Origin of the sequence: Caulobacter sp. Root1455 (genome assembly GCF_001426905.1) — a bacterium.
Lineage (GTDB): Bacteria > Pseudomonadota > Alphaproteobacteria > Caulobacterales > Caulobacteraceae > Caulobacter.
The window spans coordinates 128,738-140,964 of the sequence record NZ_LMFQ01000025.1; the positions used below are offsets into that span (position 1 = coordinate 128,738).

At 70.3% G+C, this 12,227-nt stretch carries 9 protein-coding genes; 5 read left to right on the plus strand and 4 right to left on the minus strand.

Annotated features, from left to right (window positions below):
* The first annotated feature begins 8 nt into the window (after positions 1-8).
* A complete protein-coding gene (locus tag ASD21_RS21785; RefSeq protein WP_056446543.1) occupies positions 9-485 on the plus strand; it encodes a GlcG/HbpS family heme-binding protein in 477 nt (158 codons plus the stop codon).
* A gap of 5 nt (positions 486-490) precedes the next feature.
* On the opposite strand, the gene ASD21_RS21790 is transcribed toward ASD21_RS21785, so the two are convergent.
* A complete protein-coding gene (locus ASD21_RS21790; RefSeq protein ID WP_056446545.1) occupies positions 491-1,825 on the minus strand; it encodes an Hsp70 family protein in 1,335 nt (444 codons plus the stop codon).
* Positions 1,826-1,945: 120 nt separating this feature from the next.
* Between ASD21_RS21790 and ASD21_RS21795 the strand changes: the two genes are divergently transcribed.
* The 3 genes from ASD21_RS21795 (at position 1,946) to ASD21_RS21805 (ending at position 5,912) form a co-directional block, all read left to right on the plus strand.
* Positions 1,946-2,752: an alpha/beta hydrolase gene (locus ASD21_RS21795; protein WP_056446548.1), complete on the plus strand. Its 807-nt coding sequence runs from the start codon at positions 1,946-1,948 to the stop codon at positions 2,750-2,752.
* An 88-nt stretch (positions 2,753-2,840) separates the two neighbouring features.
* Entirely contained in the window at positions 2,841-4,664 is a 1,824-nt protein-coding gene (locus tag ASD21_RS21800; RefSeq protein WP_056446551.1) for a methyl-accepting chemotaxis protein, read from the plus strand.
* Positions 4,665-4,733: 69 nt separating this feature from the next.
* Positions 4,734-5,912 carry an NAD(P)/FAD-dependent oxidoreductase gene (locus ASD21_RS21805; protein WP_056446554.1) on the plus strand — a complete coding sequence of 393 codons (1,179 nt, stop codon included), beginning with the start codon at positions 4,734-4,736 and terminating at the stop codon, positions 5,910-5,912.
* Between the two features lie 157 nt (positions 5,913-6,069).
* Here the strand turns inward: ASD21_RS21805 and ASD21_RS21810 are convergent, their stop codons facing one another.
* A complete protein-coding gene (locus ASD21_RS21810) occupies positions 6,070-8,412 on the minus strand; it encodes a DEAD/DEAH box helicase (RefSeq protein WP_056446557.1) in 2,343 nt (780 codons plus the stop codon).
* A 407-nt stretch (positions 8,413-8,819) separates the two neighbouring features.
* Positions 8,820-10,931 (minus strand): DNA topoisomerase IV subunit B, encoded by a 2,112-nt coding sequence (parE, locus tag ASD21_RS21815; protein WP_056446561.1) that lies wholly within the window; start codon positions 10,929-10,931, stop codon positions 8,820-8,822.
* A gap of 172 nt (positions 10,932-11,103) precedes the next feature.
* Between parE and ASD21_RS21820 the strand changes: the two genes are divergently transcribed.
* Complete coding sequence (locus tag ASD21_RS21820; RefSeq protein WP_056446564.1) at positions 11,104-11,460, plus strand: Kazal-type serine protease inhibitor family protein; 357 nt, start codon at positions 11,104-11,106, stop codon at positions 11,458-11,460.
* Here the strand turns inward: ASD21_RS21820 and ASD21_RS21825 are convergent.
* Positions 11,457-12,215 (minus strand): hypothetical protein, encoded by a 759-nt coding sequence (locus ASD21_RS21825; RefSeq protein ID WP_156398461.1) that lies wholly within the window; start codon positions 12,213-12,215, stop codon positions 11,457-11,459. The two genes, ASD21_RS21820 and ASD21_RS21825, sit on opposite strands and share 4 nt — an antisense overlap.
* Positions 12,216-12,227 lie beyond the last annotated feature (12 nt).

Below are 12,227 nucleotides of genomic sequence, written 5' to 3' on the forward strand. Positions count from 1 at the left end.
CAGAGACGATGCGGACCTTGATCCTGACGGCTTCCTTGGCGGTCGTTCCAATGACCGCCCTGGCCCAGACCACGCCCGCCCTCGACCTGCCGCTCTCCATCGACCTGGCCCGCGCCGCCGTCGACGCCTGCGCCGCCCGGGGCGCGCCGGTCAGCGTCGCCGTGGTCGACGACAAGGGCAATCCGCTGGTCGTGCTGCGCGCGTCCGCCAGTCCGAAGCCGCCCATCGCGGCCCCGCGCAAGGCCGCCACCGCCGTCCAGTTCGACGCGCCGGGCAGCCAGATGGAGCCGCGCGAGAAGGCCGACCCGGCCTTCGCCGCCCTGATCAAGGCCGAGCCCGATCGCCTGAACCCCCACGGCGGCTCGCTGCCGCTGCACATGGACGGCAAGCTGGTGGGCGGCCTGGCCGTGGCCGACACCAGCCACGAGACCGCCGACGCCTGCGCCCGCGCCGCCCTGGCCAGGTTCGATGATCGGCTGAAGTAGGGCGCCTAACCCGCCTTCTCGCTCCACAGGTCCAGGTCGTCTTCGCGGCCGATCAGGGCCAGGCCGGAGGCGATGGATTCGAACTCGCCGCCGCCCTCGATCTTGTCGGTCCCGAAGCGGCGCAGAAAGATTGCGCGCACGGCCGGGACGAACGAGCTGCCGCCGGTCAGGAAGACCCGGTCGACGCCGTCGGGGCCCAGCCCGGCGCGCTCCAGCGCCTGGTCGACCGCGGTCTCGATGGCCTTCAGCTCCGGGGCGATCCAGCCCTCGAAGTCGGTGCGCCGGACGGTCTTCTCGATCAGCACCGAGCCGGCCTCGAAGCGGAACGTCGCCTCGTCCTGGCTCGACAGCGCCTCCTTCAGCGCCGAGACCGCGCGGTAGAGGGCGTAGCCGTGATTATCGTCCAGCACCTCGATCAGCCGGCGGATCTTCTCCGGCTCCATGGCCGTGCGCTCCAGGGCGCGGATGTCGCGCATGTCCTTGGAGGCCCGCAGCAGGGCCAGCTGATCCCAGCGGGCGAAGGCGGTGTAATAGCGCTGGGGGATCGGCAGCCGGTTGTCGAAGGCGCGGTACAGGCTGCCCTTGCCCAGTTCGGGCGAGACCAACTGGTCGATGATCCGATAGTCGAAGGCGTCCCCGGCCAGGCCGACGCCCGAGCGAGCCAGGGCGGTGGACCGCAGCTTGCCGTCCCCATTCTCGGAAGGGGCGCGCTCGAACCGCACGATCGAGAAGTCGCTGGTGCCGCCGCCGAAGTCGGCGACCAGCACGGTGGCGTCCTGCTTCAGCTGGCGGGCGAAGAAGAACGCCGCCCCGACCGGTTCGTAGGCGTAGCGGATGTCGGTGAAGCCCAGGCGCCTGAAGCCGGCCTCGTAGCGCGCCAGGGCCAGGGCCTCGTCGGGATTGCCGCCGGCGAAGGTCACGGGCCGCCCGACGATGACCCGGGCCGGCAGCGTCTCCATGGCCGCGCCGCCGTGACCCTTCAGCTTCAGCAGGAAGTCCGACAGCAGGTCCTCGAACAGGTAGCGCTTGTTGAGGATCTTGGTCTCGGTGAAGGCCGCGCTGGCGGCGAAGGTCTTGAACGACTGGATGAAGCGGGTCTCCAGCGGATCCTCGACATAGGCCTCGATCGCCCAGGGGCCGGCCTCGGTCACCAGTTCGTTGGCGCGGCCGCCCACGCCCATGATCGCGTGGAAGCTCAGGGCCGAGCGGAAGGCGAAGATGTCGCCGTCGGCGGTGGGGAACCTCACCAGCGTGGCGGGGCCGTCGCCATGGGTCATCGAGACGACGGTGTTGGTCGTGCCGAAATCGATGCCGATCGTCGCTTGGGGAACGGACGTCATGGGAGCGCCTGGGCGGGAGGAGGGCAGGGTTCCTAACCCCCCAGGCGCTGGCGTCAAGCGCGGGGCGGCGCTTTCCGCGAACGGTCTTGGCGATCGGCGTCTCATGGCTGAGCCTTGGGCATGCATCGCAGACGATTCCTCGCCGCCACCGGCGCCGCGGCCCTCGTTCCCATGGCGGCGCGCGCCGTGACCCCGGACGGGACCTTCATGGTCGACAGCCGGGTGCTGGGCGGGCAGCGCCGGATCAATATCGCCCTGCCGCCGGGCTATGCGGGGTCGAAGCGGCGCTATCCGGTGCTCTATCTGCTGGATGGCGGCGCGGTTCAGGAGGACTTCCCCAAGATCACCGACATCGTCGCCGAGGCGGTCTCGGCCGGCCTGGCGGCGCCGATGATCGTCGTCGGGATCGAGGGCGTCGACCGCAAGCACGACCTGACCCACCCGGCGACCTTCGCCAAGGATCGGGAGCTGCTGCCGACCTCCGGCGGCTCCGCGACGTATCGCCGCTTCCTCGTCGACGAACTTCAGCCCTGGGTGGGGGCGCGCTATCGCACGAGCGGCCGCGGCGGGCTGATCGGCGAGTCCCTGGCCGGCCTGTTCGTTGTCGAGACCTTCCTGCGCGAACCCCGGGCCTTCGACGCCTATCTCGCCGCCAGCCCCAGCCTGTGGTGGGACGATCAGAGCCTGTCGCGCGAGGCGTCCTCATTGTTGGCCAAGGGGAAGTTCGGCGGGCGTCGGCTCTACCTGTCGATCGGGGACGAGGGAACCACGATGCAGGAGGGCGTGGACCGCGTCGTCACGGCGCTGCGAACCAAACCGTCCAGGGGGCTGGTCTGGCGCTACGATCCGATGCCCCAGGAGCATCACGCGACGATTTACGATCCGTCCGCCCGGGCCGGGCTAGCTTGGCTGTTTCCTCAACGTTAACCGCTCTTTCACCGGGGCGGGCAAAACATCCTCCGAAACACGATACCGGCCGCGCTTGTTCAGCGTTCAAGGCCCCACGGGGGAAGCCATGGGTCTCGACGACCTCAAGATTTCGACCAAAGTTTTGCTCCCCGCCGCGATCCTGGCCGTCGCCGTCCTGGGGTGCACGGGCATGGGGGTCTGGCAGCAGAAGAGCCTGCAGGACGCCACCCGGATCCTCGTCGAGCAGCGCTCGCCGGCCGAGGTGCAGTCGGCCCGCTTCAGCCGTCGCCTGAGCATGATGGGCCACGCCGCCCACCGTGCGGTGACCTACGAGGGCGCGTCCGAAGCGGCCCAGTCGGCCTCCAAGGAGCTCGACAAGGTCTATGCCGAGGGCAAGGACAGCCTGGACAAGATGGTCAAGGCCGATCCGTCCATCGCCCCGACCGCCGACGGTTTCCGCCAGCGCATCGACGCCCTCTACGCCGATGGACGCGCCGCCGCCGACCTCGGGCTGGCCAATGATGACACCGGTGCCATCACGCGCCTTTCGGCCCTGGATCCGGCCATCGAGAGCCTGTCCAAGGACGCCAAGGCCTGGGGCGACGGCTACCACGTTGAAACCGACGCCCTGGTGGCCGGCGCCAACAAGAAGGCCAATCAGGGCGCGTTGCTGACCATGCTGCTGGGCCTGGTCGCCGCGATCACCGGCATGGGGTTCGCGCTGTGGATCGGCGCGACCAAGATCTCCCGTCCGATCGCTTCGCTGTCCAAGACCATGACCACCCTGGCCCAGGGCGAGCTGGACGTGACCGTCGCCGCCACCGGCCGCAAGGACGAGGTGGGCCTGATGGCCCGCGCCGTCCAGGTGTTCAAGGACAACGCCGTGGCCCTGCGGACGTCGGAAGCCGAGCAGCAGCGGATCAGCGCCGCCAGCGAGGCCGAGCGGCGCCGTAACGAAGCGGCCAGCCAGGGCGCGGCCCAGGACCAGGCCTTCGTCATGGAGCGAATCGCGGCCGGCCTGGCTCGGTTGTCGCGCGGCGACCTGACCGTGCGCGTCGTTGACCCGTTCCCCGAGGGCTACGGCCAGCTGCGCACCGATTTCAACGGCGCCATGGAGCACCTGGACCAGGCGATGGGCCAGGTCCTGGCCGCGGTCGGCGGCATCGGCCGCAGTTCCGACGAGATCACCGCCGCCGCCGACAACACCGCCCGCCGCAGCGAGCAGCAGGCCGCCGGCCTGGAAGAGACCGCCGCGGCGCTGGACGAGATCACCGCCACGGTCCGCCGCGCCTCGCAGGGGGCCAACGACGCCGCCCGCGTGGTCGGCTCGACCCGCGAGGACGCCGAACGCTCGGGCGAGGTCGTGCGCGACGCCGTCGCGGCGATGACCGGCATCGAGCAGTCCTCCCAGCAGATCGGCCAGATCATCGGCGTGATCGACGAGATCGCCTTCCAGACCAACCTGCTGGCCCTGAACGCCGGGGTCGAAGCCGCCCGGGCGGGCGACGCGGGCCGCGGCTTCGCGGTGGTCGCCCAGGAGGTCCGGGCCCTGGCCCAGCGCTCGGCCGAAGCGGCCAAGGAGATCAAGACCCTGATCTCGACCTCTGCCAGCCAGGTCGGGCAGGGCGTCAAGCTGGTCGGCCAGACCGGCGAGGCCCTCGAAGGCATCGTGTTCAAGGTGGGCGAGATCGACGCCCTGGTGAAGGAGCTGGCCGCCTCGGCCGGCGAGCAGGCCACCGGCCTCAACGAGGTCAACGCCGCCGTCAACCAGATGGACCAGGGCGTCCAGCAGAACGCCGCCATGATCGAACAGGCCACCGCCGTCAGCCATGCCCTCAAGACCGAGATCGGCGGCCTGGTGCAGATGATGCGCCGCTTCCAGGTCAGCGGCGGCCAGGCCGACGCCGCGCCGATGCGGCGGGCGGGCTGACCGCTTCGCCGCATTGACTTCCCGGCCCGCCTCCTGTCGATACGCCCCTCAATAGAGAGGGCTCGAGCCTTGGAAGACTTCGACGTCGTGGTGCTGGGCGCCGGCGCGGCCGGCATGATGTGCGCCATCGAGGCGGGCAAGCGCGGCCGCTCGGTGCTGATCGTCGACCACGCCAAGGCCCCCGGCGAGAAGATCCGCATCAGCGGCGGCGGGCGCTGCAACTTCACCAACGTCAACACCGCGCCGGCCAACTTCCTGTCGGCCAATCCGAAGTTCTGCGTCTCGGCCCTGCGCCGCTATCGGCCCAGCGACTTCATCGCCCTGGTCCAACGCTACGGCATCGCCTTCCACGAGAAGACGCTGGGCCAACTGTTCTGCGACGGCTCGGCCAAGCAGGTCATCGAGATGCTGCTGACCGAGATGGACCGGGCGGGCGTGAAGCTGCGCTTGGAGACCGAGGTCAAGGACGTGGCCAGGGATGGGGAGGGCTGGCGGGTCAGCTTCTCGAACGGCCCGGTGACCTGCCGCTCGGTCGTGGTCGCTACCGGCGGCAAGTCCATTCCGAAGATGGGCGCGACGGGCCTGGGCTACGAGATCGCCCAGCAGTTCGGGCTGAGCATCGTCGAGACCCGCCCGGCCCTGGTGCCCCTGACCTTCGAGGTGAAGACCCTGGAGCGTCTGGCGCCGTTGTCGGGCGTGGCCCTGGACGCGGTGGTCGCCAGCGGCAAGACCAAGTTCGCCGAGGCCATGTTGTTCACCCACCGCGGCCTGTCGGGCCCGTCGATCCTGCAGATCTCGTCCTACTGGCGCGAGGGCGGTGAGATCAGCGTCGACATGGCCCCGGGCGTCGACGTCTTCCAGGTCCTGCGCACCGCGCGGACGGCCACGCCCAAGCGAGCGTTGTCCACCGTGCTGGGCGAGATGCTGCCCAAGCGCCTGGCCCAGTTGATCGCCGAGGACGCCGGGGCTTACGGCAACATGGCCGACTGTTCTGACGTCCTGCTGCGCGGCGTGGCCGCGACGGTCAACGCCTGGACGTTCAAGCCGGTGGGTTCGGAGGGCTATCGGACGGCCGAGGTGACCCTGGGCGGGGTCGACACCGACGGCCTGGACTCGCGGACCATGGAGGCCAAGGCGGCGCCGGGCCTGTATTTCATCGGCGAGGTCGTGGACGTCACCGGCTGGCTGGGCGGGTATAACTTCCAGTGGGCCTGGGCGTCGGGCTGGTGCGCCGGGCAGGCGGTTTAGAAATTCCTCCCCCCGTGGGGGAGGCGATCGCGAAGCGATCGGTGGGGGGAGCTATAGGCTGGTCGATCCGGCATGCGGTCGAGGCCGTGATACTCCCCCCTCCGTCGTCCCGAAGCCGGGACGACACCTCCCCCACAGGGGGAGGGCCTGGCTCAAACTACTTCTTCTTGTACGGCGTCTTGCCGCCCGGCTTCTTGCCGAAGGCGGGCTTGGGGCCGCCGAACGCCGGCTTGTCGCCGAAGGAGCCCCCGCTCTTGAAGGCCTTGGGGGCCTTGAACGGCTTGGGGCCCTTGAACGGCGTGGCCGGACCATCGGCGCGCGGCTTGCCGGCGTAGGGCTTGCCGCCCGGCGCGCCGTCGCGGGGACGGGCGACGTAGGGCGCCTTGGCCGGCTTGTGGTCCGGGTCGTAGGGCACGCTCTCGCGGGCTTCGCGAGGGGCGCGGCGCGGGGCCGGGCCTTCGTTCAGCGGCGAATAGGCCTTGGGGGCCTCGTCGCGCGGGGCGCGGGGCTGGAAGTCGCGCGGGGCGTCGTCACGGGGCGGACGCGGCTTGAAATCGCGCTTGGGACCCTCGTCGCGGTCTCGCGGCTTGTAGTCGCGCTTGGGTTCCTCGCCACGGGCGTAGGGCTTGGCGTTGCTCACGCCGTCGGCGCCGTACGAGGACGGACGCGGGCTGCTGTCGCGCGAACCCGGGGCGTTGGCGCGCGGGCCGCGGGGACCGGCGTCGTCGCGGGGCGGGCGCGGGGTATATTCGCGGCGCGGTGCGTCGTTGTCGTCACGGGGCGGGCGCGGGGCGTATTCCTTGCGCGGACCCGAAGCGTCCCGGGCGGCCGGGGCCGTGGTCGGGGTGATGGTCACGTCGTCGCGCACGGTGGCCTGCACCGCCGCCCCGAACTTCACTTCCGCCTCGGCCGAGATCTCGAACTTGGTGTCGTAGTCGAAGATCCGGATCGAGCCGATGTCCTTCTTGGTGATGTGGCCCAGGCGGCAGATCAGCGGGATCAGCCACTTGGGGTCGGCGTTGTTGCGGCGGCCGGTGTTGAGGCGGAACCAGGCCGAGTTGCTCATGTCGGCGCGCGGCTCGCGTTCCGGTCGGTCCCCAAAGTCGCGGGCCCCGCGATCGGCGAAGCGGTCGCCGGCGTCATTGGAACGCTCCCCGCGCACGCGCGGGCCCGGGTCAGCGCCGTGGCGCGGGTCGTCGTAGATCTCTTCCGGGGCCGGCAGCTTGGCGCGGCGGGTGCGGATCAGGGCGGCGGCGATCTCCAGCGGCGTGCGCTTGGCCAGCATGGCCTCGGCCAGGGTGGTGTCTTCCTCGACCACGGCCTCGTTGAAGATCGGGTCGTCGAGCAGGCGCTCGGTGTCCTTGGCGCGGATCTCGTCGGCGGTCGGGGCGCCGCCCCACTGGCCTTCGACGCCGGCGGCCATCAGCAGCTGCTCGGCCTTGCGGCGGCGGGTGTAGGGGACGACCAGGGCCGAGACGCCCTTCTTGCCGGCCCGGCCGGTGCGGCCCGAACGGTGCAGCAGGGTGGCCTTGTTGACCGGCAGTTCGGCGTGGATGACCAGGCCCAGGTCTGGCAGATCGAGACCGCGGGCGGCGACGTCGGTGGCGACGCAGACGCGGGCGTGGCCGTCGCGCAGCGCCTGCAGGGCGTCGGCGCGTTCACGTTGGCTCAGTTCGCCCGAAAGGCCGACCACGGCGAAGCCGCGCTCGCGCAGCTTGCTGTGCAGGGCGCGGACGCTTTCGCGGGTGTTGCAGAACACCAGGGCGCCGGGGCTTTCGAAATAGCGCAGCAGGTTGACGATCGCGTGCTCGGTCTCGTTGGGCGCCACGCGAACGGCGCGATACTCGATGTCGCGGTGCGGCTCGTTGCGGCCCAGGGTGTCGATGCGCAGGGCGTCGTTCTGGTAGCTCTTGGCCAGCTGCACGATCTCGCGCGCCAGGGTGGCCGAGAACAGCAGGGTGCGGCGTTCCTTGGGGGCGGCGTCGAGGATGAATTCGAGGTCCTCGCGGAAGCCCATGTCGAGCATCTCGTCGGCCTCGTCGAGGACGGCGACCTTCAGCTCCGACAGGTCCAGGTGGCCGCGCTCGATGTGGTCGCGCAGGCGGCCGGGGGTGCCGACCACGATGTGGGCGCCGTAGTTCAGCGCGCGCTGCTCGCGGCGAGCGTCCATGCCGCCCACGCAGTTGACGACCACGGCGCCGGCGTCGGCGTACAGCCACGTCAGCTCGCGATTGACCTGGATGGCCAGTTCACGGGTCGGGGCGATGACCAGGCACATCGGGGCGCCGGCCTTGGAGAATTTCTCGGCGTCGCCCAGCAGGGTGGTGGCGGCGGCCAGGCCGAAGGCCACGGTCTTGCCCGAGCCGGTCTGGGCGCTGACCAGCAGGTCGCGGCCTTCGGCGTCGGCTTCCAGCACGGCGGCCTGGACGGGGGTGGGCTCGGAATAACCTTGAGCGGCAAGAGCCCGCTCAAGAGCGGGGTGGGAGGCGGGGAAGGGCATATAGGTCCAATTCGGTTCAAGCGGACGGCACACACACACGTGCGGCCCGCACCACGACCAAATACGACCCCCAAACGGACCGTGTTCTTGGTCAATATCTTCAGAGAATAGACCTTTTTCGCCGGGATGCCGATGAGGCGCGACGAAACACGGTCTGATGGGCGGCCTAAGGAGGCCAAAACCGTCCGGAAAGCAAGGGCGCGGGGGAAAGAATGCTGCGGTGCGGCGAAATGGTCGCGCGATCGTGGCGCACCCACTCGCCCCCAACCTGACCGCTTCGCGGTCTGTCCGCCCCCATGGGGGCCGGAGGACGCGCGCCTTCCTCTTCCCCCCGCGGGGGGAAGACGGTCGCGAAGCGACCCGTAGGGGGCAAGCGGTCGCCGCCCTACCTGTTCAGAAAAGGATCCCTACAGATCCAGGTCGTCCGCCGCGAACTCGGCGTTCTCCTGGATGAACCGGAAGCGCAGCTCGGGCTTGCGGCCCATCAGGGTCTCGACCAGGGCCTCGACCGCTTCCTCGGACCGGGGGAGGGTGATCTTGGCCAGGGTGCGCACCGACGGGTCCATGGTGGTCTCCTTCAGCTGGGAGGCCATCATCTCGCCCAGGCCCTTGAAGCGGCCGATCTCGGGCTTCTTGCCCTTGAACATCGTGGCCAAGAGCTCGTCCTTGTGCTCGTCGTCGCGGGCGTAGGCGCTCTTGCCGCCGTGGCTGATGCGGTACAGCGGCGGCAGGGCCAGGAACAGGTGCCCCTGGCGGATCAGGTCCGGCATGGTCCGGTAGAAGAAGGTGATCAGCAGGCTGGCGATGTGGGCGCCGTCGACGTCGGCGTCGGTCATGATGATGATCCGCTCGTAGCGCAGATCCTCTTCCTTGTACCGGTTGCCGCCCTGGGCCCCGAGGGCCAGCATCAGGTCGCTGAGCTCCTTGTTGGCCGTGAACTTCTCGCCGCTGGCCGAGGCCACGTTGAGGATCTTGCCGCGCAGGGGCAGGATCGCCTGGTTCTTGCGGTTGCGGGCCTGCTTGGCCGAGCCGCCGGCCGAGTCGCCTTCGACGATGAACAGCTCGGCGCCATCGACGGCCCCAGCCGCGCAGTCGGCCAGCTTGCCCGGCAGGCGCAGCTTGCGGGTCGCCGAGGCGCGCTGGACTTCCTTGTCCTTGCGGCGCTTGAGGCGTTCCTCGGCGCGCTCGATGACGAACTCCAGCAGGGCCTGGGCGGCCTTGGGCGAACCGGTCAGCCAGTGGTCGAACGGGTCGCGCAGGGCGTTTTCGACGAAGCGCTGGGCCTCGCTCGAGGACAGCTTTTCCTTGGTCTGGCCCTGGAATTCCGGGTTCTTGATGAACACCGAGATCAGGGCGCCGGCCTGGGCGATCACGTCGTCGGCGGTGATGATCGCCGCGCGCTTCTCGTTCTTCAGTTCGGCGTAGGCCTTCAGGCCCCGGGTCAGGGCGGCGCGCAGGCCGCTCTCGTGGGTGCCGCCCTCGGGGGTCGGCACGGTGTTGCAGTACGACTGCATGAAGCCGTCATGCTCGCCGAAGCCGCGCGGGGTCCAGGCGATGGCCCACTCGACCGCGCCGGCCTCGCCCTGACGCTCGATGCGCCCGGAGAAGCTGTCGGGCGTGACCAGCTCCAGGCCCTTGGTGCGCTCGGCCAGGAAGTCGGCCAGGCCGTTGGGGAAGTGGAAGGTGGCCTCGGCGGGGGTCTGGTCCTGGATTCGCGAGGGATCGCAGGACCATTTGATCTGCACGCCGCGGAACAGATAGGCCTTGGAGCGGGCCATGCGGTACAGGCGCGCCGGCTTGAAGCCGCAGCCTTCGCCGAAGATCTGGTCGTCGGGTTTGAAGCGCACCTGGGTGCCGCGCTTCTTGCTGGGCTGGATCTTCTCGACCGGGCCCAGCGGCTTGCCGCGCGCGAAGCTCTGGCGGTGCTCGAAGCCGTCGCGCCAGACGGTGACCTCGACCAGTTCGGACAGGGCGTTGACGACGCTGGCGCCGACCCCGTGCAGGCCGCCCGAGGTCTCGTAGGCCTTGCCGCTGAACTTACCGCCCGCGTGCAGGACGGTCATGATCACTTCCAGGGCCGACTTGCCCGGATGCTTGGGGTGCTCGTCGACCGGCATGCCGCGCCCGTCGTCGCGGACCGACAGGTAGCCGTCGGCGTCGAGCTTGACCTCGATGGTCTTGGCGAAGCCGGCCACGGCCTCGTCCATCGAGTTGTCCAGCACTTCGGCGAACAGGTGGTGCAGGGCCCGCTCGTCGGTGCCGCCGATGTACATGCCCGGACGCATGCGCACGGGCTCCAGGCCTTCCAGCACTTCGATCGAGCTGGCGTCGTACCCGCCGGACGAAGGCGCTCCGGACGAGGGCGCGGACGAGGGCGCGGCCGAGGGCGGCGGCGGCGCGGCGGGGCGCGGCGCGGGCTGAGGATGCGGCTCGCGGGCAGGGAACGGCGAGGCCGGGACCGGAGCCAGGGCGTCGTCGTCGAACAACGAGAAGGAAGCGGGAGCGTCTTTGGAGGACATTACGGGAACATGCGTCGATTCGGCGGGAGCGCCCCGTATGGGCCGTGCGGCGCACGAAGAAAAGAGGGGGATAGGTCGCGCCACGGGCGGCGGACACCGATTTGCCGGTCTGGATGGACGCATGGCAGGATGGCGCGTTCCTTAGACGGTTTCAGCCCGACGGAGCTTCGCGATGACCTGGCGACCCCTGACCATCCTGCTGGCTTCGCTGAGCCTGCTGGCCTGTTCCAGCCCCGGTTCAGCCCCGGCGCAGTCGACGCCGCCGACCAACGCCCGCGCCCCGGTGGCCGAGGGCGGCATGTGCGGCGGGTTCGCCGGCTTCCAATGCGCCGAAGGGCTGAGCTGCCAGATGCAGCCGGGCCAGTGCCGAACGGTGGCCGACGCCTCTGGCGTCTGCCGCAAGCCGCCGCAGATGTGCACGATGATCTACGCCCCGGTCTGCGGCTGCGACGGCAAGACCTACTCCAGCGCCTGCACCGCCGCCGCCAAGGGCGTCAGCGTCGCGGCTCAGGGGGAATGCAAGGCCTAGGGCAGGCGGCTGAGCTTGGGCTTGTAGGACCAGGTCTCGACCTCGACGCCCTTGACCAAGACTGCCGCGCGGGCCTGGTCCGGACTCGCGCCATAGGCCGCCGCCATCAGTCCCGCCAGGTCGGCGGGGCGGCCGGCGAGGTCGGCCCAGGCGCGGCGCGGGACCAGCACCAGGTAGCTGCCGAGATCGCCGCCGCCCGCCAGGCGGTACCAGGTCCAGCCGAGGGCGCCCTTGCCGGTCTGGCCGGCCTGGGCCGCGGCGAGCAGGGCGGCCTCGAAGGCCGCGACGTCACCGGGGGCGACGCGCGGGCTGTAGACGTCGAGCACCGGGCTGGGCTGGCGCTCCTCCAGGCTGCGGACCGTGCTGGGCTCGGGCCACAGCACATGGGCCGAATAGGCGCGCGCCTTGGCGTAGGGCAGGACGCGGGCCTCCATGTCGGCGCCGTCGCCGGCGGGATCGGGCCGGCGGTCCATGGCCGCGAACGGGACGCCGAAGGTCCCGTCGACGAACAGGCCGGTGCGCGGACCGCTGGTCACGTACCAGCCGAACCAGGGCAGGGCGTCGGCGTGGGCGGCGTGCCATTGCAGGTGCGCGGCGTAGCCGGCCTCGAAGGCGTCCTGCTTGCCGCGATCGACGTCGTAGGTGAACAGGAAGGCCGCCTGTTCAGCCGCCTTCGCGGAAGATTGAGCGTGGGCCTGGCCGCTTGCCAGACCCGCCGCCAGGGCGGCCGCCAGCATCACGTGTTTCCAGATCATCGGCGCCTCCGT